We start from the raw sequence: 24,861 nt of genomic DNA, 5'->3' as shown, positions 1-24,861 counted from the left end.
TCACTTGCCTGGTACTCTAAAGTCGATCGTAACTTTGAATGATGTAAGTGCGAATGGTGTATGAATTGCGATGATTTACGTATTGATTGAACGGGAAATTGCCCTGGACCTGGAGTCTACTTACGAGGAGGCCGCGCGCCGGCTGCTCACCAACGCCTATCAAACCACCGGGTTTGTAGACGGCCATACCTATACCGAAATGGGTAACCCACTGCGCCGCTTCACCATGTCGCGCTGGAAGTCGATCCTGCACTGGCAACACTGGTATGACAGTGAAGAGCGGCGGGACCAAATGGCCCAGCTCGCCCCCATGCTCGCCCACGAAGAAAAGATTACGATTCTTGAAGATGCATCCACTGTCGCATCTGGTCAGCCGCGGCCTGCCAGTGTTGTGACTGGGTAAAACCACTGACCTTGCGTGGCTTGAAGTCGTGATCCCCGTCTTCAAGCCAGTGCACTTGAATCGCGTTGGCCAGAGCGTAACCCTCTACTTCCTCCAGGCTCCCGAGTTTGTCCCGGGTGCCCTGCACAATGAGGGTTGGACTGGTCAGAGGCTGCAGGTGTTCGGTGCGTAATTTTTCTGGCTTACCCGGTGGGTGGAAGGGATATCCGAGACAGACGGCCCCCGCCACTTTCCCGCAGTCAAAATTATCCTGCACCAGCATACTCGCCACGCGCCCGCCCATAGACTTGCCACCGATATACAGGGGCGCCTGGGCAAGCTCGGACCGCACACGATCAATCTGTGTTTGGAAGGAATCCAGCAACACCTCCATCTTGTTAGGCGGCCGGCGCTTACCGGTTTCCCTACGCTCGGCCATATACGGAAACTCAAACCGCACAACCCCCAGGTCCCGCTCTACCAGTAACTGCGTCAGCGCTTGCATAAAGTCGCTATCCATTGGGGCGCCGGCACCGTGGGCAAACAGAAACCAGCCGATCGGCGGCGCTTCCGGTTGATCAATCAACCAATCACCCGGCAACGCCATCAGTGGTCATCCTCTTTGGGAATGTCTTCCGCAAGAATGAGGTTGACCGACTCCTCACCGGGTTCAAACCAAATCACGATGGTTTTGTCTTCCAGCTGACGGCGCAGGCTGGAAACCTTATCGACAAGGCTTACTTCCCGCTCGCCGTAGTCGGTGCCATCGCGGGTCGCATATTCTTCCAACAGGTTTTGCAGGGTTTCGGGTGGGAGTTGCTTGAATGGAATAATCATCGGGATCTATATAAGGCAAGTTCTGAAGCAGAACATATCAGATTCGGCAGTCATGCGTCTCGAATCAAAAGGTGGTGGCCACCTACCAACAAGCCTCGGCAAAGCCCAGAACAAAAAATGCCCCGAAGATTTCGGGGCATTTTCATCACTGAATCCTTAAAGAATCAGGACTTGGGCTTGCGGAAGCGCAGGGTCATACGGTCGCTCTCGCCGATGGACTGGTACTTCTCTTTGTCTTCGTCACCCAATGCTAGACGCGGTGGCAGCGTCCAGACACCCTTCGGGTGCACTGCGGTGTCTTTCGGGTTGGCATTCACTTCGCTGGCTTCTTCCAGAACAAAACCGGCTTTGGTCGCCAGATCTACTACGTAGTCCTGAGTCATGTAGCCACTGGACATCATGTCCTCACGGGAGGTATCCGGTTTGGCACGGTGCTCAACCACACCCAATACGCCACCTGGCTTCAGTGCCTTGTAGAAGGTCTTGAAGGCTGCCGCTTCATTGTCGCCGCGCATCCAGTTGTGCACGTTGCGGAAGGTCAACACCGCGTCCGCAGTACCCGCCGGAGCGATTTCCAGGTCCTGACCCGGTGCAAACTCGGTCATTACGACCTTCTCGTAAGCATCTTTGTTATCGGCCAGTTTCTTTTCGAAGTTTTCGCGTGAACGCTTGAAGTAGCCAACCTCGGTCTCTTTCGGGAAGTGGGCCGCGTACAGCTTGCCTTCAGCCTGCAAAAGAGGAGACAGGATCTCGGTATACCAACCGCCGCCTGGCCAAATTTCCACCACGGTCATCGTTGGCTTCACTTGGAAGAATTCGAGGGTTTCCGCCGGGTGACGGAATCCGTCCCGCGCGGCATATTCCGCTGTGCGCTTATCGCTCGCCACCGCATCCTTGATCGCGTCGGCCTGTACAGCGCCAGCTGTGGTCGCCGCAAATGCAATGCCGGCAAGCCAGTGAGTCAATTTCATCAGGGGTCTCCTCGATTGGGCCTGGTTAGAATTATTTTCTTCACCGCCCGATTCAACACCCTACCCACCCCCATGTAAAGTCGCTTCGGCGCGAATATCGACTAAATGAGCGCTATTCACGTTTTTTGCCCCCCGGGGGTCACACTGGCTACAATTCATCACACGAATCATTGCACAGTGTTACAAGCGCCAGTAAGGAAGCCCTCATGCAACAGCACTTCGTCATTTCGATTATCAGCGACGACAAGCCCGGCGTAGTGGAGATGCTCTCCGCCGTAGTGGCAGAGAACGGCGGCAACTGGGAAGACAGCCGCATGGCCCATTTCGCCGGGAAATTCGCCGGCATTGTTCGCTTGAGCGCCACCGCGCAAGACAGCCCGCGCCTGAAAGCGGCACTGCAAAACCTGGCCGGCGCCGACTTCAAGCTGCAAATCGAGGATGCCCTGGCCGTGGCAGCAGATAACCGCCAGACCTTGCAGCTGAAGCTGGTGGGCAATGACCGCCCGGGAATCGTAAAAGAGATCTCCCGCGCGCTGGCTGCCCGCAAGATCAATGTGGAAACCCTGGATACCCGCTACGGCAGCACCCCGTGGAGTGGCGAGCCGCTGTTTTCCGCAGAATGCGCCATCAGCGTCAGCGAAGATGTCAGTATTGACGGCCTGTACGACGAGCTTGACGAAATCGCCGATGAGCTTGGGGTCGAGATAGACTGCGAAGAAACCTCCTCCGCGTTATAATCCGCGCCCGTCATCACCCACGCGGTTGCGGGCCCGGCTGATCTTATCTTGGTTTTGGGCACTCGATACTTTCTTTAACGTCAGCGTCTGGCTATAACGTCAACTTCTGACAATAGCAGTGTCGACGCCACCGACACTGACGCATTCGAAAAGCAGTGCCCTTAACTACCCATTAGCTATGTTCAAAATCGTTCTCTACCAACCAGAGATTGCCCCAAACACCGGCAACATTATTCGCCTGTGCGCCAATACCGGTGCCGAGCTGCACCTGATTGAACCGTTGGGATTCGCCATGGACGACAAGCGCCTGCGCCGCGCTGGGCTCGACTACGCCGAGTACAGCCGGGTGGTGCGCCATCGGGATTGGGAAGCTTTTGTGACCGCAGAGCAGCCCAAGCGCGTGCTGGCACTCTCCACCAAGGGCAGCAAACCCCATTCTGAAATCGAATTCCGCGCGGATGATGCGATTGTATTTGGCCCGGAAACACGTGGCCTGCCCGCCGAGTTTCTCGCCATGACGGGGCAGGAGCACACCCTGCGCATCCCCATGTGCGCCAACAGCCGCAGCATCAACCTGTCCAACGCCGCGGCGATTGTTATTTATGAGGCCTGGCGACAGCTTGGCTATGTGAACGCTCAGTAGATCATGCAACCAACAGACACCTCACGAGCCCCGATTGGGCTGTTTTACGGATCCAGTACTTGCTACACCGAAATGGCCGCGGAAAAAATTCGCGAACGCATCGGTGACGAGTGGATCGACCTGCACAATGTCGCCAGCGATGATGTCGCCGAGATGCAGGAGTACGACTTTCTGATTCTCGGCATCCCGACCTGGGACTATGGAGAGCTCCAGGAAGATTGGGAAAACTGCTGGGATCAGCTGACTGCACTGGATTTGAGTGGCAAAAAAGTGGCCTGCTACGGACTGGGTGACCAAGAAGGCTACCCACAGTGGTATCAGGACGCACTTGGCTACCTGCATGCACAGATGGTTGCCGTAGGCGCAAAAGCTGTGGGCTACTGGTCTGCAGACGGATACGAGTTCGAAGAGTCCAAGGGACTGACCCCTGATGGCAGCCAGTTTGTAGGTTTGGCGCTGGACGAAGAGAACGAATTTGACCGCACCGATGAGCGCCTGGACCAGTGGTGTGCGCAGGTCATGCGCGAATTCGGCTTGCAGTAACGCTTTTCCAAAATTCTTTGTTAAGTAGTTCGCTACAGTAATTTACAGCCACATGGGCGATCAAACTCAACCAGACAACAAACCGGTAAGCCACGCACAACTAGAATGGCGCGACAACGGCCAACCTGTGTCGAGTGCATTTGACGATATTTATTTTTCTACGGCCTCGGGCCTAGAAGAAACGCGCCACGTTTTTCTTGCACAGAATCATTTGCCGGAACGCTGGGCAGAGCTAAAAGAAAACGCAGTATTCACCATCGGCGAAACTGGTTTTGGCACCGGCTTGAATTTTCTCGCTGCCTGGCAACTATGGAATGACATAGCGCCAGCATCGGCACACCTGCATTTCGTCAGCGTAGAGAAATTTCCCCTCCACCCAAAGGATCTGGCTCGGGCGCTGGCGATGTGGCCACAACTCGAATCGTTGAGCTGCCAGCTTATTGCGCAATATCCACCCTATCTTGCCCCCGGGGTACACCGTATTAACCTCACGCCCAATGTCCATTTGACTCTGGTCGTTGGTGAGGCCAGTGATGGTTTCCGTTCCCTTTCCCTGGATGACGCCAATCGCGATCGCTGGGTCGACGCCTGGTTTCTGGATGGCTTTGCCCCGTCGAAAAACCCCGAGATGTGGAGCGAGGCCCTGTTTCAGTCGATCGCGGCGCTAAGTGCTCCGGACTCCACGTTTGCCACATTTACCTGTGCAGGGATCGTAAAGCGCGGACTGAAGTCCGTAGGATTTGCACAGGAAAAAGTGCCCGGCTTTGGGCGCAAGCGGGAAATGCTGCGCGGCCGCTTTGCAGACGCTGACGAATCCGCCACCGATTCCACAGCAAGCACGCCCCCAACTTACCAGAGCACCCCTTGGCATCTACCTCCAGAATTGGGCACAACACTAAAGCCCAAAACCGTGGCCATTATCGGTGCAGGAATCGCCGGAGCCTCTGCTGCACGTGCACTGGCTGCGCGCAATTACCAGGTTACCGTCTTTGAGCAGGGAGAGCATCCCGGCAGCGGCGCCTCGGGTAATGATCAGGGAATCCTGTACGCGAAGCTTTCGCCCAAACCGGGCCCAAATGGCGATTTCAATCTTCAGGCACTGCAGTTTGCGCAGCGCTTCTATCCGAGCCAATGTCCGCAAGCGGCACATTTTGACGGCTTGCTGCAGCTTGCACAGACCGAAAAAGAACAGCAGTTGCAGCGGCAAATTTGCCAGCAACTGCAACTCGATACTGCGAGCCTACTCGCGCGACCAGTTAGCGGAGAGCAAGCATCCGAACACGCCGGTGTCAGCCTGCAATTCCCGGGGCTTTATTTCCCCCGCGCCGGCTGGCTGCGCCCACGCCAAGTCTGTGAAGCGCTGTTGCAGCACCCAAAAATCCAAACGCACTTTCACACGCGCATCAGTGATGCTGTGTACGAAGAAAACTCTGACGGCAAATCCCAATGGAAGCTACGTTTTGATGGCGTCGAGCAAACCCAATCGTTTGATGCTTTGATCCTGTGTACCGCCAACTTCAACCGCCAGTTTCCGCAAACAGCGCCCCTGCCCCTACAGCCGATTCGCGGGCAGGTCACCTTCGCCGAGGCAACCACCACGTCAGAGAAGCTGAAGATCGCATTGTGTGGAGAAGGCTACATTGCTCCGGCAGGAACTCAATTTGAGAAGGAAGCCTCTGCGCAACACAGCTTCGGCGCCACCTTCAAACTCAAGCAGTCGGCGACAGAAATTCGCCAGGAAGAGCACCAAGAGAACCTCGCAACCCTCGCATCACTGCTGCCGGAGTTTGCTCAGCAATTTTCCGAGCAAACGCTACGGGGGCGCGCTGCACTGCGCGCCGCCACACCCGATTATCTGCCAATGGTCGGACCCGTCGCGCAATGGCAAGAGCTTGAGAATACTTATGGTGCCCTGCGCAAAAATCGCAAGCAGCTAGTCGGAAAGCGTACGCCCTACCAACCAAACCTGTATGTTCTGGCTGGATTGGGGTCGAGAGGATTCACCTATGCGCCACTGGCCGCAGAAGTGCTCGCGGCGTGGATAAATCGGGAGGCTATGCCGGTATCGGAAGACCTGGTGAAGTCCTTGCACCCAATGCGCTTTGCCATTCGCGCACTGGGCAAGAACCGAGAAATTTAACCCTGTTCCGCAAGTGCGGGCACTTGCAGCAAGGTGCTGCTACCAGAGCCGCAGGCAACAATCGATTTCATCGCGGCCTCAACGGATACGTGCGGCAAAATTTCCACGCAGTCGGGTGGCAGGTGATACACAAAACCCGAAGTGGGTACGGGAGCCGTGGGTACATACACGGTGTAATCGCCATTGGCATGGGTAGAGGTAACGATCGCAGTTACCGACAATGGGTTATTCGCCCCGTGAATCCGCGCCCGTGCCACCGGCCCGGACAACACGCCCTCGGTGCCACCACCACCAATAAACTGCAAAACCAGATCCTTGATGGTGTTGTAACCCGGTGCCAGCTTGCCCAGCCAGAAATCCAGGTGCTTGTGCACCCAGCGCCCAATGCTGGTCTTGACCAGCAGGCCGATGATAAAACAGATCCCCAATATCAGGGCTATGACGATCAGGCGGGCAAAGTTATCCTTAAACTCCGTATGCGCCTGCATCCATTGGGTAGCCGGCGCCACCAGTTCGCTGATCTGGCTAAACAGCCACTGGAACAGCAAAACAAAAATGGCGATCGGTAGTACGACGGCCAACCCACCCAGCAGGGTCAATGTGATGAATGCTTTTATTTTGGTCATAAAACTATTTTGATCGAAAACTGACAAAAACCCGACACAACCAGAGAACACTGGAATATCCGTATCAAACCATGAAAACGACTCTCGCGGCGCTGCTCTGGCTCACATTGTTTACTCCGGCACTCGCCGCTGCTGACCCCGGCCCGGTGGATTTCCAGGTACTGGAGCGCAAATCCCGCCCTGCCGACCGCTTTACCCAGGGCCTCTACTTTGACGGTGAGCGCTGGCTGGAAAGCAGCGGGCTGTATGGCCGTTCCTGGCTGGCGGAGTATACCGACCCCAGTGCAAACCCGGTAAGACGCAAATGGCTCGCGGGCAACCGCTTTGCCGAAGGGCTCGCGGTGTTTAACGATTACCTCTACCTGCTCACCTATCGCGCCGGCGAGCTGCAAATTTACGACCTTCGCAACTTCAACCTGGTGCACCTGCTCCACTACAAGGGCGAAGGCTGGGGGCTCACCAGCGATGGGGAGTCGCTGATCATGAGTAACGGCAGCGATACCCTCACCTTCCGCACACCAGACGGCTTTGAGGTCACACGCCACCTCAAGGTCACCGGAGGTGGGCAAAATTGGGCAATGTTAAATGAGCTGGAGTACGTAAACGGCCTGATCTGGGCCAATATCTGGCAGGATTCACGGGTAATCGCGATCGACCCTGAGACAGGGGAAGTTCAAGGCTGGCTCGATCTCGCACAACTGGCGAAACAGAGCCTACGAGGCCGCAGGCATGTTGACGCTGTTGCCAACGGGATCGCCTGGGATGAAAGCCGCAATGGGCTCTGGGTAACTGGGAAGTACTGGCCTGATCTCTACCTGCTGCGCCCTCAGGGTCTCGGCTTTGACTCCCCAGAGGAAGCTAGCGGGCTGGAGTAGCGCCGAAAGAGCACTGGGCGCGGGAATTCATAGCCGTCGTCAATGGCAGTTTCAGTTCCGAACTCAGTGCAGTCTCAGTTGCGGTAATAGTCAATCACCGTCAGGAAACCGCCATTGCGGATGGATTCAAGCGCGGGCCCGCGCATCTGCAAGCGATAGCCGCGACGCTGGCGCTCCAGCGTGACCCCATCCATTCCCTGGTCACCATCAAACAACATCGCCTGTTGGCCATTCGTCGCACGCCACTGCACACCTTCCACGTTGCGCATTCCCGGCAATTCGATCGTCAGGGCCTGCAGGTCCACAGGCAGCGCACGCATTTCCATGCGCGCAATCCCGGATGACGTCGCCAGGGAGTAGTTCAACTGGTGAGCGGGGGCAGGCTTCCATCCCAAATGGGTGTCTGCCACTGCGGACTGCGCAAGGCTACGGGGGTTGATTGGTTCTGGCGCATTGGAAACACAGCCGGTCAAACTGAGCAAAATTAAGACAGCCAGTGTGTAAAAAGTAGGCGTAGACTTCATTGTCATTGCGCGCATAGCATTATCCTTGTCTATGTCGGCCTCGCCCGGATTATAGCTAAGGTTCACACTTTTTGGATAAACCGGGCGCCAATTACGAGGCAAGTAACGCCAATTTTTATCAGTCAAAACCGCTGTACCAGTTCGCATTCGGCCAAACCCAGGCGGTATACTCACGCCATGAATGACGCCCTAACCCCGCCCCAAACATCACCCCACTATATTCTCGAGCACACCTTCGGCTACACCGATTTTCGGGGTGACCAGCAGGCCATCATTGATACGCTGGTGAACGGCGAAGACGCTCTAGTGCTCATGCCTACTGGTGGTGGCAAGTCCCTGTGCTACCAAATTCCGGCTCTCGCGCGCCCGGGCTGCGGCGTGGTCGTCTCTCCACTGATTGCACTGATGCAAGATCAGGTGGAAGCGTTGCGCGCGGTAGGCGTTGCCGCAGGGTTTCTCAATTCCTCCCTCGACTACCAGGAAGCGCAGGCGCTGGAAACACAGTTGCTGCAAGGCAACCTTGACCTTCTGTACCTTGCACCAGAACGCCTGCTGCAGCCGCGTACTCTGGATCTATTGAGCCAGGCGAACATCTCCCTGTTCGCGATCGACGAAGCCCACTGTGTTAGTCAGTGGGGGCACGACTTTCGCGCTGACTATCTGCACCTTTCGTGTCTACATGAGCGCTTCCCCAACGTACCGCGAGTGGCACTCACGGCAACCGCGGATCAGCGCACCCAACAGGAAATCGCCAGGCGCCTGGATCTGGAGAGCGCGCAGCATTTTGTCAGCAGCTTTGACCGCCCCAACATCCAGTACCGGGTCGCCGCCAAGGACAATCCCAAACGGCAGCTGCTGCAGTTTCTGAAGCAGGAGCACGGCGGTAACGCCGGCGTGGTGTACTGCCTGTCACGCAACAAAGTAGAGGCTACCGCAAGCTGGCTACAGGAACAGGGATTCACGGCACTGCCCTATCACGCCGGTCTCTCCAGCGAAATGCGTGCGGAACACCAGCGCCGCTTCCTGCGTGAAGAAGGCGTTATCGTGGTGGCCACCATCGCATTCGGCATGGGAATCGACAAACCTGATGTACGTTTTGTGGCGCATTTGGATTTGCCGAAGAGTATCGAAGCCTATTATCAGGAGACCGGTCGTGCCGGCCGCGATGGTGAGTCGGCCTCAACGCTATTGCTGTATGGGCTGGAAGATGTCGTAAAACTTAGCCAGATGAATGCCGGCTCAGAAGGCAGTGAAGAGCACAAACGCCAGGAACGGCAACGCCTGGATGCAATGCTGGGCTTGTGTGAAATCACCAGCTGCCGGCGGCGTGCGTTGCTGCGCTACTTTGGCGAGGAACTTGAGCAGGACTGCGGCAATTGCGATACCTGCCTGACACCGCCCGTCACCTGGGATGCCAGTGAGGCTTCTCGCAAGCTCCTGTCCTGTATTTACCGGACTGGCCAGCGCTTCGGTGCCGCTCATGTGATCGACGTACTGCGCGGCGCAGACACAGAAAAAATTCGTCAGTTCAACCACAACCAGGTTTCCACTTACGGCATCGGCACAGACATGAGTGCCAACGAGTGGCGTGCGGTGGTGCGCCAGCTGGTGGTCCGAGGATACTTGCGAGTCAATTCGGAGGCCTTCAACGCCCTGCAACTGACCGAGTTGTGCCGGCCTGTCTTGCGCGGTGAGGAATCATTGCACCTACGCACTCTGCCCAAGGCGCCGAAGACAGGAACGCGCTCTGGCAAAGACGGCAGACAAACCCGCGCCACTATAGAGGTGACTGTAGAGGATCAGCCTCTCTGGGATGCGCTGCGCGCCTTGCGCAAATCACTGGCTGAAGACCTGGGCGTGCCGCCCTATGTGGTATTTCACGATGCTACGTTGCGGGAGATGCTGAGCGCGAGGCCCCACAACGAGGAAGAGATGCTGGCTATTTCCGGAATTGGCGACAGTAAGCTGGCGCGCTTTGGTGAACCCTTCCTGACACTACTGGCAGAGTTCGGAACGGTCACCAATACCGACTCTTAATAACCTAGAATCGAAACTCGCCATAGGGAATGATGGAGCGCATTGGGGTTACCCCGGCAAACCGCTCTTGGAAAACAATAATTTATGAAAAAATTTATCCTGACTCTGCTTGCCATCGTCGCAGGGCTGCTCATCCTCCTGTCATTGCTGGCCCCCACTCTACTCGGCTTCTCAATTACCCAGCTGGGCAACGCGGTGCGTGTTTCCACTGGTATGGGTGCCAAACTCGCCTGTTCCGGGCGCTACCTTTCCGGTTTTAGCCACACCCGTAACCTCGACGATCTCGCCTCCTACTCGCCAGCCAACCGGCTGCTGGACCTCGTGTACGACGACGAAGTTAAGCGCGTAACTGCCACTCTTGTGGGCATGGGTGAAACCAGCGCTACCTATCGACCGGGCTTGGGTTGCACACTGGATATTGGCGATACCAGCGCTCTGAACGCAGTGACCACCACCCCCATCGTCGACTCTTCCGCGGCCTGGCCTCAGGGGAACACCGTCACTAATATCGTGCCTACGCAACAGCAACGTTTGGAAGAGATCCTACAAAAAGATAACCTCGCGGGGCTTAACACCCGCGCCCTGTTGGTGGTTCAGGATGGGAAACTTGTAGCGGAAGCCTACGGTGAGGGTATTTCCCCGGAAACACCACTGCTCGGCTGGTCGATGGGCAAGAGTCTTACGGCCATGATGGTGGGTCGCCTGCAAGCCGTTAACCCACAGGTCGACATGTCGCAACCACTGTTTCCCCAGTGGAGCGATGACCGCCGTGACATCAGTATGGAAAATTTGCTGCAGATGTCATCGGGGCTGGAATTCGACGAAACCTACGCTCCCGGCAGTGACGCTACCAAGATGTTGTTCCGCGCCCACAGCGCCTCAGATATCGCTCTGCAAAGCCCGCTGACCAAGGCTCCCGGTGACTACTTCTCCTACTCTTCGGGCACCACGAACCTGCTGTCTCGCTGGATCTACGACCGGGTAGGTGCAACACCGCAAAGCAACGTAGATTTTTTCTATCAGCAGATTCTCACCCCTCTGGGTATGGGTCATACCACGTTTGAAGTGGATGGCAGCGGCGTTTTTGTGGGCAGTTCCTATATCTACGCTTCTGCCAGGGATTGGGCGCGTCTTGGGCTGCTCATGCTGCAAAATGGTGAGTGGAATGGCGAGCAGTTACTGAACCCTGACTGGGTGACTGACGCCCAGAAACCCAACCAGAGTGAGAATGAGCCCCGCTACGGCTATCAGTTCTGGCTAAACAGTGGCGGCGATGAATTGCGCTACCCGGAGTTGCCGGACGACAGTTACTTTATGCTGGGTAATCGCGAGCAAATTGTAATGATCTCACCATCTACCAATACGGTTATGGTGCGACTGGGGTGGTCCAAAAAGACCTACCCCACCGGTGAAAACTTTGCCCAGCTACTGCCGTAAAGAACACTCAGGGCGCTAAAGCGTCGGGCCCTAACGCGGCAGTTGTGCTTCAACCACTTGTGCCGCTTGCTCTGAGATGCCCAATTTTTCCGCTAGCGCCGCCATGTAGGCTTTTTCCTGCAGATTGTCTGGGTTGATCGTCATGGCAGACACCAGATAGAGATTAAATGCGGTGGCCGGGTCGTCCACCGCCTCTACCACTTCATCCATGCTGATTGGCGTGGTGAGGAACTTCCGCAAGCCATCCAGCTCGCTGCTATCGAGCTGGCCTTCCAGGGCCTGCATAACGTTACGTTGCTCCGTTTCATCAATGCGCCCATCGGCCTGGGCCGCCGCTACCATGGCTTTCAGCATCACCTCGGCCTGTTCACCACCGGCAGCACCATCTGCGGCCTCGGTGTTCACAAAGCCAAACAAACCTCCTTTGCCCTGAGGCTCCACCCTGTTCCACCCACCCGGGTTGTTTTGCGGCCCCTGAGGTCCCTGCTGACCGAACTTGCCGCCGGCACCGCCAAAAATTTGGCCAAGTATCTCACCCAGTCCGCCCATACCTCCGCCACCACTCGGCGCGGCACCACCGGGTGCCCCGCCAGGCATCCCTCCCGGGACGGCACCACCAGACTGCTGCATTTGGGCAAATATTCGCCGGGCCATTTCCATCAGTACCGCGGCACCGCCGGCGCCAGCACCGGCGGGTATCGCACCACCAAAGATATCGCCACCAGGCGCCGCAGCACTTCCTGAGTTGCCTGGCTTTAGCCCACCCGGCTGCCCGGCGCGGGCGAGAATGTCATCCAGGCTGGGGGAACCATCAGTCGCACCCGGCTGTTTCGGTGGCGGCACCTTGGAGAAGTCCGGCGGTGGCGTACCGGGCGCAGGCGCCGATTGTTTCCGAATTTTTTTGTTCAGCATGGACATACCTGCACCAATTAAGGCACCTAACAATAGCTTCTTGTTCATCGCCCAACGCCTCCTGTTCAGCCTCGGCAGCCGAGATAAAATCAGACCAAACTGTAGAGTCCGCCAGATTCAGCCACCAGATTTGTGTGTTCTTGATTTTTGCACTGGAACTGCTTGTCTTTGTGGTTACAATCGGCCACCAGTTTTACCCCTGGAGTCACAGCCGCTATATCGGTAGTGATGAATGGACATTCAGAACGTTTAAGGACCGCTATGATTCTCGCCCTGATCGCCATCGTTGCCGGATTTATCCTGCTTATGTGGAGTGCTGATCGATTTGTCGATGGCGCCGCTGCAACGGCAAAACACGCCGGCATGCCGCCACTGCTAATCGGAATGGTGATTGTGGGATTCGGCACTTCAGCGCCGGAAATGGTGGTATCCGCTATGGCCGCACTGGACGGCAGCCCGGGCCTGGCACTGGGTAACGCGTACGGTTCCAATATCGCTAACACCGGCCTGATTCTGGGTACTACGGCGCTCTTTATTCCTCTTACCGTACATAGCAAGATCATCCACAAAGAGCTGCCTTTGTTATTGGCGATCACCTGCTTAACGGCCGCGTTTTTCTGGAATGGCGGACTAAGCCGAACCGAATCTTTCATTTTATTGGCCGGTTTTTTCGGGGTAATCGGTTGGTCCATCTATTCTGCGATCAAAGGAAAAGGCGACGAAATCGAAGGTGGCATGGAAGAAAACCTGGAAGAGCACGATATGCCACTGGGCAAAGCGCTGTTCTGGGTTGTGGCTGGGCTGATACTACTGATCGTGAGTTCGCGCTTGCTGGTATGGGGCGCGGTGACCATTGCCCAGCAGCTCGGTGTAAGCGATCTTATTATCGGCCTGACCATCGTCGCTCTGGGTACATCACTACCGGAGCTGGCTGCCACCCTGGTTGCAGCAAAGAAAGGCCAGCACGATATCGCCATTGGTAATGTGGTTGGCTCAAATATGTTTAACCTGCTCGCCGTGGTCGGCATTGCGGGTGCCATTGCACCAATGCCGGAGGTCCCGCATGAGCTGATCACCCGGGACTGGCCAATGGTAATGGGGCTTACCATTGCACTGTTCATATTTGGCTACGGGCTTCGCGGGCGCCAAGGACGTATCAATCGCCTGGAGGGCGCCATCCTGCTCGCCGCCTATTTGGCCTACACATCTTATCTCGCCTACGAAATCACCTCCAAGGCGGTCGCGTAAGCGCGACAAACTGCAGGGTGATCAACGGCGCTCGAGCCGCCGAATCCTCGAGCGGAGCTGCTCGATCTCATCGAGTAGCTCCAGTGCCAACGCGGCGCCCGCGTGGTTCACCCCCAAATCCCTTTCCAGGCGATATACCCGTCGAACCCGGCGCACACAGATCCCACTGAAGCGCACACCACCACCCTGCGTATCCACATCAATTACGCCCTGATCGACCAGGCTCATCACTTGCTCTGCAGATAGCTCACACGCAGCACACAGCTCGCGGAGCGTCATTCGGCTTTGCTCATCCAGAATTTCGACTTGCTCAACCCATTGATCATCAGATTGCATTTTCGAGTCTCTCTTTATACGCCGCTTCTAGGGTCAAACTGGAAGGCGTTCTGAAAATTACGATACGCCTCTTTCTCATCGTCCGTATTTGCAGGAGGAGTTACTACATCCAGAACCACATACAGATCACCCGGTTCTTTCGCCGGCAATCCCTTCCCCTTCAAACGCAGTTTGCCACCATTCCTACTATTGGCCGGCAAAGTCAGATTAAGCGTGCCGTCTGGGGTTTGTACCGGCACCTTCCCACCAAGTGCGGCCTCCCAGGGCGCTATCGGTAGGTCGAGATATACCGTTTTTCCTTCAACACTGAAGCGGGAATGTGCGTTGAATACGATCTCCAGATAAAGGTCACCGGGCTTACCGTCCCCAATTCCCGGCTGCCCCTGGCCAGCGAGACGAATTTGCTGCCCCTCCGTCACCCCTTTTGGAATCGTGATATTGAGCTTTCTTTCTTTGATTTCTGGACGCCCATCGGAACCGAGCTCTGAATGCTTGAGCGAGATCTGCCGCTTACTTCCGCGATAACTGTCTTCAACATCGATGGCAATTTTCGCGTGTGTATTCTCTCCTTGCGCGTGAAACTGCCGACCGCCCTGATGAAAACCACCCTGACTGTATCCGCCCTGATGGAAACCTCCCTGATGCGCGCCCCCATGCTGGAAGCCACCGCGGCCAAATAAGCTTTCAAAGAAATCACTGAACGCTTCCGGGTCCGCATCTGTGTAGCCACCCCCACGAAACTCAAACCCCTGATCCCAGTCCGGTGGTGGACGGAAGTCCTCGCCGCTATTCCAGCTTTTACCCAACTGGTCGTAGGCCGCACGCTTCTCTGGATCTTTCAACACTTCGTAGGCTTCACTCACCTCTTTGAAGCGCTCTTCCGCATCGTCTTCCTTGCTTACATCCGGGTGAAACTTCCGCGCCAATTTCCGATAGGCGCGCTTGATTTCATCCTGCGCCGCGGTGCGTTCGACACCGAGAATCTGGTAGTAATCGCGGTACTCCATGAACAGACCAGTCTCTTAGCTTTAAAAAATTGCAAAGAAAAAGGCACCCGCAGGTGCCTTTTCCGTTCTTCCGTGAACGCTATCTTTTAACTGCCTGAGCAATTAGAAAGAGTAGCCAACACCCAGGTTGAAGATCCATGGGCTGTAGTCAACGCTTGAGGTCACTGCGCGACGCCGAGACGTCAAGGGATCAGTAACTATTGTTTCAGTAAAGTAGGTAGTCAGGTCAGTATCGGCGTCGATATACAGCACCGCCGCATTCACCAGGAAGGCACTGTCACGGCCAAAGCGAAAGTCTACGCCCGCCTGACCAGCAATACCCCACGAATGGCCGAGACCATAACTCACATCGCGAATATCTAAGCCCAGTAGCGGGTCATTAATTGTGTCAGATAGTGCACGCCGTATGTTCTCATCACTGAAGTCGGTATAGTTCACACCAATACCAATGTATGGCTGACCCAAGCAGTCACGGCTCAGCGGATACCAGTTTACAAATGCATTGGCATAATCTGCATCGAAACTGCCTACCCGGAAACGCTCATCTGTATAGGTAAAACCGTCTCTATCACGAATACCCCTGATATCCAGATCATGATTTGTAGACCCGATGTACATCAATTCCACACCCCAGTGCTCGGCAGGCAACCATGCACCGGAAATATTCCAAGTGGTGTCCGAGTCAACATCGAAGTTATCGCCATAAATGCTATCACTCAGGCGGAATTGCTTATCGTCGTCATTGGCATCAACCCAGCTGGCACCAACTCGAACAACAAAATCACCATCACTCAACCAATCAGCAGCTGCATGCTGGGCACTAACCATGGCAGCAACAGCGATCGCAAGCGGTGTCAGAACGCGTGTCATTTTCATTGAGAACTCCATCGTATTCGGCAAATTAAACAGCAATTAACCCAATCACTTGTCAGTCTAGACACGGAAGCGAACCACTGTAGAAAAAACAACCAAAAAAAATCTTCAGTTGTGGAACTTTTGCGCGTTTCTGTCGTTCACTTCGTTAATTAGAAATAACTACACGCCGGACACATAAATCGACATGGCCTGAGCGGATATGGTGGAGAGTAAAAAACGCGCCACTTTTGATAAAAAAGACGCCAAAACCCGAGATAAAAATGAAGATCGTGCCAGCGGAGCGATCGCGTCAACTGGCACACAGAGAGAAGAGGAAATTTTCCGTCAGCTATTCAGGCGACATACACCCTAAAAATAGAAAAACGGTGAACGTAAAGAAATGTTTTCGAGATAGGAAGCTAGCTGGGTTCTGCTTATCCCTTACCACCACCAAGACATTGCGGACTCTCTGGGGCCTGCCCCTGCCACTCTTCCGGCGTATACAAATGCAGGGCGAGCGCGTGGATGGGGCCTGCCATTTCTTCAGAAAGTACGCCGTACACTTTTTGGTGACGCTGTACCTTGCTCAAGCCATCAAAGCCACTGCTCACCAGAACGACACGAAAATGCATTTCCGCCCCCTCCGGTACGTTATGCATATGGCTTTCGCACTGCACCTCTATATGGGAGGGTGCCAGCTCTGATGACAGTTTTTCCTGAATCTGTTGTGCAAGTGACATAGTCTTCTCTTGGATAACGAATTGGGGTTGCTTAGATCAGGCCTGGTTCACCGCCGCCTCGCGCTTACGCGCGGCAACAATCGTGTCGTATGCCACGGTAATACTTTTCATCTGATCTTCCGCGTGGCGCATAAATTCGTCCGGCAAACCTTTGGAAGCGATTTTGTCCGGGTGGAATTCCGCGGCCTTACGTCGATAAGCCAACTTAAGCTCTCGGTCACTGGCGTCCGGGCTGCATTCGAGCACATCGTAATGCGCCTTGAGGCTGCCCTCACTAGTGGCGGGACCACCATGGCCAAACTCATTAAACATCGCGGTAAAAATAGAGGCATGCAAACCCAGCTCTTCAGGGATTTTACGCAATATCTCCTCTTCTGCCGGGTGCAATTCACCATCGGCAAAGGCCACCGCAAACAACAACCTGTATACCATCTCCCGCATCGCTTGATTGCGAATCAACTGGCGATATTGGCGGGCATAGTCGTAAATAGAAAACTGGTCTGATTTGGCATTCTGAAAAATCTTGATCGCCTGCTGGCGGTCCTCTGCGTTCAGGCGCAGATTGTTGTTGATGAAATCATCGACAAGCTGAACCTCAGCTTTTGAGACCTGACCGTCAGCCTTGGCCATCTTTGCCAGCATGGAGAAGAGCGCGACGATAAACACCGTTTGCGCCCCATCACGATTGAGCGGGATGCCTTGCTCGCTCAGTTTCTTAAGCCCGGAGCTAAACGAACTACCCACCCAGGCACCCAGTGCGGCACCAATCGGTCCACCAAACATCATGCCGATACCAGCACCGATACCCGCTCCCAACCAGGACATAACCTCTCCTTCCGGCCCCATATAAAGGACCACAGACACTAAATCGGCAGCCATCTTACCACGAGGGAGGCAAGCCCCCTATTTCACGCAGCTTCCCATTAAAAGACAAAACTAATCAGTCACCCGGAAAATTGAGTAATAAAAAACCCCGCATGTGCGGGGTTCTTTCTCGGGAGCATACGAGGCTATTAGCCGCCCATCGCCCGAACCATGGTAATCATGACGCCCGCCGCAACGGCAGAGCCAATAACACCCGCCACATTGGGGCCCATGGCATGCATCAGCAGGAAGTTGTGCGGATTCGCCTCCAAGCCAAGCTTGTTGGAAACTCGCGCAGCCATCGGTACCGCAGATACACCCGCAGAACCGATCAGTGGGTTCACCTTGTTCTTGCTCACCATGTTCAACAGCTTGGCCATCAATACACCGGCCGCAGTGCCGATCGAGAACGCAACGATACCCAGCGCCAGGATACCCAGAGTTTTCGGGTCGAGGAACTTGTCTGCGGCCAGCTTTGAGCCGACAGAAAGCCCCAGGAAGATGGTGGTGATGTTGATCAGTGCATTCTGTGCGGTATCGGATAGACGAGAAACCACACCGCATTCACGCATCAGGTTACCGAAACAGAACATACCCAACAGTGGCGCAGCATCCGGCAGGAATAGCGCAACCAGAATCAGCAACACCAGCGGGAAAACGATCTTTTCGCTTTTGCTCACATGACGCAGCTGAACCATTTCGATGCGACGCTCTTGCTCGGTCGTCAGAGCACGCATGATTGGGGGCTGGATCAGTGGCACCAGAGCCATATAGGAATACGCCGCTACCGCAATCGCACCCAAGAGGTCTGGAGCCAGCAGGCTGGAAACATAGATCGCGGTAGGGCCGTCCGCACCACCGATAATACCGATAGCTGCCGCATCCGCGATGGAGAAATCCATAATGCCCATGGCAGACATGCCAACCGCACCGAGCACTGTGGCAAAAATACCAAACTGGGCGGCCGCACCAAGGAACAGGGTGCGCGGGTTCGCAAGAAGCGGACCAAAGTCCGTCATTGCACCTACGCCCATAAAAATCACCAGAGGTGCAACACCGGAGGCGATGGCAACGTTATAAAAGTTGTACAACATGCCATTGGAAAAGCCCGCGTCCGACGCAACCTGAGCAGCGCGTTCCGCAGCAGCCGCCGGCGCGTTCTCAAACGCAACCTTGAGGCTATCCATCGACTCAAAGCCGCTGAGTCCAAGCGCCTGTGAAAGTTGCGCTAGCACTCCAGCGTCGCCGGAATACATTGCCGCTTCCACCGCTGGCAGCGCCAGGTTCGCACCTGGAATATTCGCCAGGATTCCACCGAAACCGATCGGCACCAGTAGCAGCGGTTCAAAGTTTTTACGAATCGCCAGGAACAAAAGCCCCAGGCACACCACCATCATGGAGAACTGCCCGATGGTCATCTGGTTTGCCCCAGATGACAGCCAGAGATTTGCTAAATTTTCCACTTTGGCCTCCGTTACGCGATGGTCAGCAGGTCGTCACCCACCGCCACGGCATCACCTTCTTTCACGGTGACACCGGTCACGCTGCCTGCACGGGGCGCGCTGACTGCGGTTTCCATTTTCATGGCTTCCAGCACAACGATGGTCTGGCCTTCGGCAACCTGATCACCAGGCTTCACCAATACCTTGAAGATATTGCCAGCCAGCGGTGCTTTTACCGGCTCGCCGGAGCCTGCGGCAACTGGTGCGGCGGCAGCGCCAGGTGCTGCAACCGCTTCGCCACCAACTTTGACCATTCCGGTGACATCGCCGCCGTCGGCAACGGTCACGGTGTAACTCTCACCTTCCACAGAGACGGTATAAACACTTTCGCCCGCATCGTTTTTCACTTCGGAGCCTTCATTACCAGTGGGAACTGGCTCAAATGCGTCCGCATTGCCGCGGTTCTTGAGGAACTTGAGGCCGATTTGCGGGAACAGTGCGTAAGTCAGTACATCATCAATCTGACCGTCACCTGCGGTGAGTGCGATATCGTCTTCGGAGGATTTTTGCTGCAATTCTGCAGACAGTTTGTCCAGTTCCGGTGCAATCAGGTCCGCCGGGCGGCAGGTAACCGGCTCACCGCCTTCCAGAACCTTGTCTTGCAGCTCTTTATTTACGTCTGCTGGCGTCGCGCCGTATTCGCCTTTCAGCACGGCAGCGGTTTCTTTGGAAATTGATTTGTAACGTTCACCGGTCAGAACGTTCAATACCGACTGGGTACCAACGATCTGTGAAGTTGGGGTAACCAGCGGGATATAACCCAGGTCTTTGCGTACACGCGGAATTTCTTCCAGCACTTCGTCCAGACGATCACCGGCGCCCTGTTCACGCAGCTGGTTTTCCATATTGGTCAACATGCCGCCAGGTACTTGTGCAACCAGAATTCGAGAGTCAACACCACGCAGGGAGCCTTCGAACTTCGCGTATTTCTTGCGCACCTCACGGAAATACGCCGCAATTTCCTCAAGCAGGTTAATGTCGAGACCGGTATCGCGATCGGTACCTTCCAGAATTGCTACCACCGATTCAGTGGGGCTGTGGCCATAAGTCATGGACATGGAGGAAATCGCGGTGTCGATATTGTCGATGCCCGCTTCCACGCACTTCAGCGCGGTCGCAGTAGACAGGCCGGTAGTCGCGTGACACTGCATATGAATTGGAATGTCCACCGCGGCTTTCAGTTTGCTTACCAGCTCATAGCCTTCATAGGGGCGTAACAGGCCAGCCATATCTTTAATGGCAATGGAGTCCGCCCCCATATCCTCGATCTGGCGACCCAGGTCTATCCACATATCCATGTTGTGGACCGGGCTTACGGTATAAGAAATGGTGCCTTGCGCATGTTTACCCTGCTTCTTTACTGCAGCCAGTGCAGTTTTCAGGTTGCGCATATCATTCATCGCATCGAACACGCGGAATACGTCCACACCGTTGGTGGCCGCGCGCTCAACAAACTTCTCCACTACATCGTCCGCGTAGTGACGGTAACCAAGAATGTTTTGGCCGCGGAACAGCATCTGCTGCGGCGTATTGGGCATCGCTTTTTTCAGTTCGCGAATACGCTCCCAAGGATCTTCACCAAGGTAGCGAATACACGCATCGAATGTCGCACCACCCCAAGACTCGAGAGACCAGAACCCGACCTTATCCAACTTCTCTGCAATCGGCAGCATGTCGTCCAAGCGCAGGCGGGTAGCAAAAAGCGATTGGTGGGCGTCACGCAGGACTACGTCGGTAATCCCAAGCGGGGATTTTTTAGCTAAAGAGTTAACCTCAGTCATAGCTGATCTCTCTTCGAAAATTGATCTTGGAAAAATGAATGTTGTCGTTATATGCACCGGTATGTACCGGTGCTTTCATTATGTGAAAACTACTTACGACGATTACGATGTTGCTTAACGGCTTCTTCAATGATTTTACGAAGACGCGCGTTCCCGGCTGCCGATGGCGCAGCGGGTGCAGAAGACCGAACGGCAGCGGGCTCAGCCTCAGGGAAAAAACGGGTCATCACGCGTGACATGATGGTGGTACAAATCACCAGCAACAGCAGAAATGTAAATACAATGCCCATGCCGAACAATGTGATGTCCAGGCCCTGCTGCATTAATGCTTCTTGCACGGTTTTTCCCTCGATTTTTGTAATTTATTGATGCGGTATTTCATACCAATGATTGAGCGGGCGATATTATCGGTAAAAGAACCTTTCAAAATCAAACACTTATTAGTTACAGAAGCAACCAAGAACCCATATAAAAGCGTCATTTTCGACCATTTTACCTGCCAGATCTGACCATCTATCTTTTTCACACCCGATGAGTAGCGAGTTTCCGAGGCCAGACAAGCGACACTGCACAATAACTAACCAATACACGAAATTTCTCGTACAATAGCCACCCTGTTGTACCGCAATGTCACGCTATTTCATGACCACAAAATCCAACCCCAAGCCAACGGCACCTTCCAACCCGGCTCCACTCATCTACCAAGCTCCAATGGAAGGCGTCATTGACCACCACGTGCGTGCGCTGCTGTCAAAAATTGGTGGGGTCGATGTCTGCGTTACCGAGTTTGTAAGAGTTACCCAAACAAAACTCCCACGCCGGGTCTTTACCCGCCTTTGCCCCGAGCTAGACCGGGGCGCACAAACACCTTCCGGTATTCCGGTGCGCCTACAGCTGCTGGGCGGTAACCCACAAGCCATGGGGTATAACGCAGCCCGTGCGGTGGAAGCTGGGGCAAAGGCTATCGACTTGAACTTTGGCTGCCCGGCCAAACAGGTGAATAACAGTGACGGCGGCGCTTGCCTGCTCCAATCTCCTGTGCGGGTAGAAGGAATTGTGGCTGCGGTGCGCAAGGCGGTACCCGACTCAATACCCGTAACTGCAAAAATTCGCCTCGGGTTCAACGACCGCAGTTCCTACATGGATAACGCCCGTGCCGCCGAGGCTGGTGGTGCATCTGAACTGGCAGTACACGCACGCTCCAAGGTCGATGGTTACCGCCCACCCGCCTACTGGGAATACATTGGTGAGATCCGCCAAGAACTGGGTATACGGGTAATCGCCAACGGTGACCTGTGGACACTCAAGGACTTTGAGCGCTGCCGCGAGGTTACCCAATGCGATGCTTATATGTTTGGACGCAGCCTACTCGCGCGCCCGGATATCGGCCTGCAAATTCGGTCTCTGTGCGCGGGCGAGGAAGTGACTCCGATGAGCTGGACTCAAGTGGTTGGAATACTTCACGAGTACTACATCACCACCAAAGATCTCTACCCGGCCAAATATCTGGGTAACCGGGTCAAGCAGTGGCTGGCCTACCTGAAGCTCAGTTTTCCGGAAGCGCAGAGCTTCTTTGAAGAGATCAAACGACACCGGGACCACGAAATCATCGAGCGGGCATTTGCCATGCACCTGAATACGCAGGCGCCCACATCAGCCCGCTTGAGTGAAGAAAACGCCGCCTGACCCCCAGAAACAGGCTCCTCACAGCCCACATTTCAGGCCTCACCGAAAAAGTGAAAAAAACTGCTTGCATTGGAAGAAAAGGCGCGGCATGATGCGCGCCCTATCGAGCTGAAGCACAGGTTTCGGCCAACAGCGAAAGCTCGGTAACTTGCGGATTTTAAAAGAGTTTTTAAAAAATCTTTTAAAAAAAATGTTGACGAAGCCAAGGCAAGTCACTATAGTTCGCAACCACAACGACGCGCTCGTAGCTCAGCTGGATAGAGTACCTGGCTACGAACCAGGCGGTCGGAGGTTCGAATCCTCCCGAGCGCGCCATACAAGAAGCCCTGAACTCGAAAGAGTTCGGGGCTTTTTCATTTCCCCCACTTCAAATTGCTCCCCCCAACCCCAACCACGACTTCCCCGTCAGCTATCCTTAATCAGACACCTATTAATAAAACCTCTGCCCCGAGGCGCCCGCCATTCAATGCAAACCGGCGCCCCAGGCATTGAACATAACGGTTACTGAATAACGAGCATTAATGGGGGCTGTATGACCACTGAACTTATCGATCTCGTTGACGCGCGTGTATCGCCTACGGGTCAGTTCGATATCCTCTCGAAATACGAAATCCATAAACTTACCGACACCAGTCGCGGGCCGGAAAACACCACTTTTCGCAATTGCGCCCTCGCGGTCCTGAACTGCGGCAACTACCAGGACGACGGCAAGGAACTTCTGGAGCAATACGCCGACTTCAATATCTCCGTCATCCCGACAGAGCGCTCGGTCAAACTCAAAGTCTGTAACGCACCCGCAAGTGCGTTTGTCGACGGACGCATGATTCAAGGTATTGCGGAGCACCTCTTTGCGGTTCTCAGAGACATCATCTACGTCAGGAGTGAGATAACCGGGGACCCACGCTACGACCTGGTTTCGGCACAAGGGGTCACTGATGCGGTATTCCATATCCTCAGGAATGCGGGCACCTTCGACCGCGCCCGGGCACCGCGCCTGGTCGTATGCTGGGGTGGTCACTCAATTTCACGCGAGGAATACGAATACACCAAGACAGTCGGCTATGAGCTTGCCCTGCGCAGCCTTGATATCTGTACTGGCTGTGGCCCGGGGGCAATGAAAGGCCCAATGAAGGGCGCAACCATTGGCCACGCCAAGCAACGGGATCGTGATGGGCAATATCTTGGTATTTCCGAGCCAGGCATTATCGCTGCAGAGGCGCCCAACCCGATCGTCAACCAACTGGTCATCATGCCTGACATTGAAAAAAGGCTGGAAGCATTTGTGCGTACCGGGCACGGTATCGTTGTGTTCCCCGGCGGCGCAGGCACTGCCGAAGAGATCCTCTACTTACTCGGTATTCTTTTGCACGAAGAAAACAAGCACCAGCCCTTCCCGCTCATATTTACCGGGCCGGCCAGTGCGGAAGAGTATTTTTTCCAAATCGATCGGTTTATTGGCGAGACTCTCGGTGAAGAAGCCCGCTCCCGCTATCAGATCATCATTGATGATCCGCAAGAAGTTGCGCGGCAGATGTCGGCGGGGATCTTAAAAGTTCGCCAATTCCGCAAAGAAACCGGCGATGCCTACTACTACAACTGGCAGCTCAAGATTTCCACGGAGTTCCAGCGTCCATTCACCCCAACCCACGAAAACATGCGCGATCTCGCTCTGCACAATCACCAGCAGCCTTACTTACTTGCCGCCAACTTGCGTCGCGCATTCTCCGGTATCGTTTCAGGCAACGTGAAAGATGAAGGCATCCGCAACGTTGAAAAGCATGGTCCCTACGAGCTCCGTGGTGATCCATCCCTGATGAAAAGTATGGATACGCTACTGAACTCGTTCGTAAAGCAACAGCGTATGAAGCTTCCAGGCACCGCATACAAACCCTGCTATCGAATCAGTGCCGAATAATATGAAAAGTTGGAAGGGGAAAAAACCGGAGCCCTGCAGGGCTCCAAAGCCAATTCAACAAAAGAGGAAATCAGAATTGGAAGTACAAGGTGAATGACACCGGGACGGTAAACTCTCACTTACTGAACCAGCGTCAAAGCCCGCGAGGTCGCAGGTACTGTCGCTATCAAAAACAATAATTCCACAACCACACGAGAAATCAGAATATATTATTCCTTATTTGGGAATTCAACCCCGATCGGGCATTTTTTATTGCGGGCCCG

General features: G+C 54.9%; 25 protein-coding genes and 1 tRNA gene. 12 read left to right on the top strand and 14 right to left on the bottom strand.

All coding sequences use genetic code 11. The features are described 5' to 3' along the window. The first annotated feature begins 70 nt into the window (after positions 1-70). Entirely contained in the window at positions 71-403 is a 333-nt protein-coding gene (locus Mag101_RS06330; protein WP_077402343.1) for an antibiotic biosynthesis monooxygenase family protein, read from the top strand. Here Mag101_RS06330 and Mag101_RS06325 read toward each other — a convergent pair. The 3 genes from Mag101_RS06325 to Mag101_RS06315 all read right to left on the bottom strand — a co-directional run bounded on the left by Mag101_RS06325 (position 333) and on the right by Mag101_RS06315 (position 2,190). Continuing rightward, positions 333-989 carry an alpha/beta family hydrolase gene (locus Mag101_RS06325; RefSeq protein ID WP_077402340.1) on the bottom strand — a complete coding sequence of 219 codons (657 nt, stop codon included), beginning with the start codon at positions 987-989 and terminating at the stop codon, positions 333-335. The two genes, Mag101_RS06330 and Mag101_RS06325, sit on opposite strands and share 71 nt — an antisense overlap. Further along, positions 989-1,219: a YheU family protein gene (locus tag Mag101_RS06320; RefSeq protein WP_077402337.1), complete on the bottom strand. Its 231-nt coding sequence runs from the start codon at positions 1,217-1,219 to the stop codon at positions 989-991. The genes Mag101_RS06325 and Mag101_RS06320 overlap by 1 nt, the downstream gene beginning before the upstream one ends. 164 nt (positions 1,220-1,383) lie before the next feature. Then, positions 1,384-2,190 carry a class I SAM-dependent methyltransferase gene (locus tag Mag101_RS06315; protein ID WP_077402334.1) on the bottom strand — a complete coding sequence of 269 codons (807 nt, stop codon included), beginning with the start codon at positions 2,188-2,190 and terminating at the stop codon, positions 1,384-1,386. A 206-nt stretch (positions 2,191-2,396) separates the two neighbouring features. Here Mag101_RS06315 and Mag101_RS06310 point away from each other — a divergent pair, with 206 nt between their 5' ends. The 4 genes from Mag101_RS06310 (at position 2,397) to mnmC (ending at position 6,253) form a co-directional block, all read left to right on the top strand. Next, positions 2,397-2,927 (top strand): glycine cleavage system protein R, encoded by a 531-nt coding sequence (locus Mag101_RS06310; protein WP_077402331.1) that lies wholly within the window; start codon positions 2,397-2,399, stop codon positions 2,925-2,927. Positions 2,928-3,105: 178 nt separating this feature from the next. Continuing rightward, on the top strand, positions 3,106-3,570 hold the full coding sequence (gene trmL / locus Mag101_RS06305) for a tRNA (uridine(34)/cytosine(34)/5-carboxymethylaminomethyluridine(34)-2'-O)-methyltransferase TrmL (RefSeq protein WP_077402328.1): 465 nt from the start codon (positions 3,106-3,108) through the stop codon (positions 3,568-3,570). Between the two features lie 3 nt (positions 3,571-3,573). Then, the gene (gene fldB / locus Mag101_RS06300) at positions 3,574-4,113 is read left to right on the top strand and encodes a flavodoxin FldB (protein WP_077402325.1); all 540 of its coding nucleotides are present in this window, start codon (positions 3,574-3,576) and stop codon (positions 4,111-4,113) included. Positions 4,114-4,165: 52 nt separating this feature from the next. Next, complete coding sequence (gene mnmC / locus Mag101_RS06295) at positions 4,166-6,253, top strand: bifunctional tRNA (5-methylaminomethyl-2-thiouridine)(34)-methyltransferase MnmD/FAD-dependent 5-carboxymethylaminomethyl-2-thiouridine(34) oxidoreductase MnmC (RefSeq protein ID WP_077402323.1); 2,088 nt, start codon at positions 4,166-4,168, stop codon at positions 6,251-6,253. Here the strand turns inward: mnmC and Mag101_RS06290 are convergent. Further along, entirely contained in the window at positions 6,250-6,879 is a 630-nt protein-coding gene (locus Mag101_RS06290; protein WP_077408114.1) for a DUF502 domain-containing protein, read from the bottom strand. The genes mnmC and Mag101_RS06290 overlap by 4 nt on opposite strands. Before the next feature lie 71 nt (positions 6,880-6,950). Here Mag101_RS06290 and Mag101_RS06285 point away from each other — a divergent pair, with 71 nt between their 5' ends. Continuing rightward, positions 6,951-7,754: a glutaminyl-peptide cyclotransferase gene (locus tag Mag101_RS06285; RefSeq protein WP_077402320.1), complete on the top strand. Its 804-nt coding sequence runs from the start codon at positions 6,951-6,953 to the stop codon at positions 7,752-7,754. A 74-nt stretch (positions 7,755-7,828) separates the two neighbouring features. Here the strand turns inward: Mag101_RS06285 and Mag101_RS06280 are convergent, their stop codons facing one another. After that, positions 7,829-8,293 (bottom strand): hypothetical protein, encoded by a 465-nt coding sequence (locus Mag101_RS06280; RefSeq protein ID WP_077402317.1) that lies wholly within the window; start codon positions 8,291-8,293, stop codon positions 7,829-7,831. Between the two features lie 162 nt (positions 8,294-8,455). Here Mag101_RS06280 and recQ point away from each other — a divergent pair, with 162 nt between their 5' ends. Together recQ and Mag101_RS06270 are read left to right on the top strand one after the other, a co-directional pair. Then, the gene (gene recQ / locus Mag101_RS06275) at positions 8,456-10,315 is read left to right on the top strand and encodes a DNA helicase RecQ (protein WP_077402314.1); all 1,860 of its coding nucleotides are present in this window, start codon (positions 8,456-8,458) and stop codon (positions 10,313-10,315) included. 84 nt (positions 10,316-10,399) lie between these two features. Beyond that, positions 10,400-11,752 carry a serine hydrolase domain-containing protein gene (locus Mag101_RS06270; protein WP_077402311.1) on the top strand — a complete coding sequence of 451 codons (1,353 nt, stop codon included), beginning with the start codon at positions 10,400-10,402 and terminating at the stop codon, positions 11,750-11,752. A 30-nt stretch (positions 11,753-11,782) separates the two neighbouring features. Here the strand turns inward: Mag101_RS06270 and Mag101_RS18245 are convergent, their stop codons facing one another. Beyond that, positions 11,783-12,712, bottom strand: coding sequence for a DUF533 domain-containing protein (locus Mag101_RS18245; RefSeq protein ID WP_077402308.1), 930 nt, complete (start codon positions 12,710-12,712; stop codon positions 11,783-11,785). 213 nt (positions 12,713-12,925) lie between these two features. Here Mag101_RS18245 and Mag101_RS06260 point away from each other — a divergent pair, with 213 nt between their 5' ends. Next, positions 12,926-13,912: a calcium/sodium antiporter gene (locus tag Mag101_RS06260; RefSeq protein WP_077402305.1), complete on the top strand. Its 987-nt coding sequence runs from the start codon at positions 12,926-12,928 to the stop codon at positions 13,910-13,912. A 21-nt stretch (positions 13,913-13,933) separates the two neighbouring features. Here the strand turns inward: Mag101_RS06260 and Mag101_RS06255 are convergent, their stop codons facing one another. The 8 genes from Mag101_RS06255 to Mag101_RS06220 form a co-directional block, all read right to left on the bottom strand. Continuing rightward, positions 13,934-14,248, bottom strand: a complete 315-nt coding sequence (locus Mag101_RS06255) for a chaperone modulator CbpM (RefSeq protein ID WP_077402303.1) — start codon at positions 14,246-14,248, stop codon at positions 13,934-13,936. Positions 14,249-14,262: 14 nt separating this feature from the next. After that, complete coding sequence (locus tag Mag101_RS06250; RefSeq protein ID WP_077402300.1) at positions 14,263-15,255, bottom strand: DnaJ C-terminal domain-containing protein; 993 nt, start codon at positions 15,253-15,255, stop codon at positions 14,263-14,265. Between the two features lie 102 nt (positions 15,256-15,357). Further along, complete coding sequence (locus Mag101_RS06245; protein WP_198040114.1) at positions 15,358-16,131, bottom strand: OmpW/AlkL family protein; 774 nt, start codon at positions 16,129-16,131, stop codon at positions 15,358-15,360. A 413-nt stretch (positions 16,132-16,544) separates the two neighbouring features. Then, on the bottom strand, positions 16,545-16,850 hold the full coding sequence (locus tag Mag101_RS06240) for a BolA family protein (protein WP_077402294.1): 306 nt from the start codon (positions 16,848-16,850) through the stop codon (positions 16,545-16,547). Between the two features lie 36 nt (positions 16,851-16,886). Further along, a complete protein-coding gene (gene djlA / locus Mag101_RS06235; RefSeq protein ID WP_077402291.1) occupies positions 16,887-17,675 on the bottom strand; it encodes a co-chaperone DjlA in 789 nt (262 codons plus the stop codon). Positions 17,676-17,863: 188 nt separating this feature from the next. After that, positions 17,864-19,177: a sodium ion-translocating decarboxylase subunit beta gene (locus Mag101_RS06230; protein ID WP_077402288.1), complete on the bottom strand. Its 1,314-nt coding sequence runs from the start codon at positions 19,175-19,177 to the stop codon at positions 17,864-17,866. A gap of 11 nt (positions 19,178-19,188) precedes the next feature. Then, entirely contained in the window at positions 19,189-20,997 is a 1,809-nt protein-coding gene (oadA, locus tag Mag101_RS06225; protein WP_077402285.1) for a sodium-extruding oxaloacetate decarboxylase subunit alpha, read from the bottom strand. An 89-nt stretch (positions 20,998-21,086) separates the two neighbouring features. Continuing rightward, entirely contained in the window at positions 21,087-21,335 is a 249-nt protein-coding gene (locus Mag101_RS06220) for an OadG family protein (protein ID WP_232325163.1), read from the bottom strand. Positions 21,336-21,639: 304 nt separating this feature from the next. Here Mag101_RS06220 and Mag101_RS06210 point away from each other — a divergent pair, with 304 nt between their 5' ends. From Mag101_RS06210 to ppnN, 3 genes are all read left to right on the top strand, one after another. Continuing rightward, positions 21,640-22,683 (top strand): tRNA dihydrouridine synthase, encoded by a 1,044-nt coding sequence (locus Mag101_RS06210; protein WP_077402275.1) that lies wholly within the window; start codon positions 21,640-21,642, stop codon positions 22,681-22,683. A 238-nt stretch (positions 22,684-22,921) separates the two neighbouring features. Further along, a tRNA-Arg gene (locus Mag101_RS06205) sits at positions 22,922-22,998 on the top strand. A gap of 217 nt (positions 22,999-23,215) precedes the next feature. Then, complete coding sequence (ppnN, locus tag Mag101_RS06200) at positions 23,216-24,598, top strand: nucleotide 5'-monophosphate nucleosidase PpnN (RefSeq protein ID WP_077402272.1); 1,383 nt, start codon at positions 23,216-23,218, stop codon at positions 24,596-24,598. Positions 24,599-24,861 lie beyond the last annotated feature (263 nt).

Origin of the sequence: Microbulbifer agarilyticus, assembly GCF_001999945.1 — a bacterium.
Lineage (GTDB): Bacteria > Pseudomonadota > Gammaproteobacteria > Pseudomonadales > Cellvibrionaceae > Microbulbifer > Microbulbifer agarilyticus_A.
This window is presented reverse-complemented; position numbering and strand designations above follow the sequence as displayed.

Coding starts and splice junctions, on each gene's coding strand:
- Mag101_RS06330 (WP_077402343.1), top strand. CDS start 71: ATGATTTACGTATTGATTGAACGGGAAATTGCCCTGGACCTGGAGTCT.
- Mag101_RS06325 (WP_077402340.1), bottom strand. CDS start 989: ATGGCGTTGCCGGGTGATTGGTTGATTGATCAACCGGAAGCGCCGCCG.
- Mag101_RS06320 (WP_077402337.1), bottom strand. CDS start 1,219: ATGATTATTCCATTCAAGCAACTCCCACCCGAAACCCTGCAAAACCTG.
- Mag101_RS06315 (WP_077402334.1), bottom strand. CDS start 2,190: ATGAAATTGACTCACTGGCTTGCCGGCATTGCATTTGCGGCGACCACA.
- Mag101_RS06310 (WP_077402331.1), top strand. CDS start 2,397: ATGCAACAGCACTTCGTCATTTCGATTATCAGCGACGACAAGCCCGGC.
- trmL (WP_077402328.1), top strand. CDS start 3,106: ATGTTCAAAATCGTTCTCTACCAACCAGAGATTGCCCCAAACACCGGC.
- fldB (WP_077402325.1), top strand. CDS start 3,574: ATGCAACCAACAGACACCTCACGAGCCCCGATTGGGCTGTTTTACGGA.
- mnmC (WP_077402323.1), top strand. CDS start 4,166: ATGGGCGATCAAACTCAACCAGACAACAAACCGGTAAGCCACGCACAA.
- Mag101_RS06290 (WP_077408114.1), bottom strand. CDS start 6,879: ATGACCAAAATAAAAGCATTCATCACATTGACCCTGCTGGGTGGGTTG.
- Mag101_RS06285 (WP_077402320.1), top strand. CDS start 6,951: ATGAAAACGACTCTCGCGGCGCTGCTCTGGCTCACATTGTTTACTCCG.
- Mag101_RS06280 (WP_077402317.1), bottom strand. CDS start 8,293: ATGCGCGCAATGACAATGAAGTCTACGCCTACTTTTTACACACTGGCT.
- recQ (WP_077402314.1), top strand. CDS start 8,456: ATGAATGACGCCCTAACCCCGCCCCAAACATCACCCCACTATATTCTC.
- Mag101_RS06270 (WP_077402311.1), top strand. CDS start 10,400: ATGAAAAAATTTATCCTGACTCTGCTTGCCATCGTCGCAGGGCTGCTC.
- Mag101_RS18245 (WP_077402308.1), bottom strand. CDS start 12,712: ATGAACAAGAAGCTATTGTTAGGTGCCTTAATTGGTGCAGGTATGTCC.
- Mag101_RS06260 (WP_077402305.1), top strand. CDS start 12,926: ATGATTCTCGCCCTGATCGCCATCGTTGCCGGATTTATCCTGCTTATG.
- Mag101_RS06255 (WP_077402303.1), bottom strand. CDS start 14,248: ATGCAATCTGATGATCAATGGGTTGAGCAAGTCGAAATTCTGGATGAG.
- Mag101_RS06250 (WP_077402300.1), bottom strand. CDS start 15,255: ATGGAGTACCGCGATTACTACCAGATTCTCGGTGTCGAACGCACCGCG.
- Mag101_RS06245 (WP_198040114.1), bottom strand. CDS start 16,131: ATGAAAATGACACGCGTTCTGACACCGCTTGCGATCGCTGTTGCTGCC.
- Mag101_RS06240 (WP_077402294.1), bottom strand. CDS start 16,850: ATGTCACTTGCACAACAGATTCAGGAAAAACTGTCATCAGAGCTGGCA.
- djlA (WP_077402291.1), bottom strand. CDS start 17,675: ATGTCCTGGTTGGGAGCGGGTATCGGTGCTGGTATCGGCATGATGTTT.
- oadA (WP_077402285.1), bottom strand. CDS start 20,997: ATGACTGAGGTTAACTCTTTAGCTAAAAAATCCCCGCTTGGGATTACC.
- Mag101_RS06210 (WP_077402275.1), top strand. CDS start 21,640: ATGACCACAAAATCCAACCCCAAGCCAACGGCACCTTCCAACCCGGCT.
- ppnN (WP_077402272.1), top strand. CDS start 23,216: ATGACCACTGAACTTATCGATCTCGTTGACGCGCGTGTATCGCCTACG.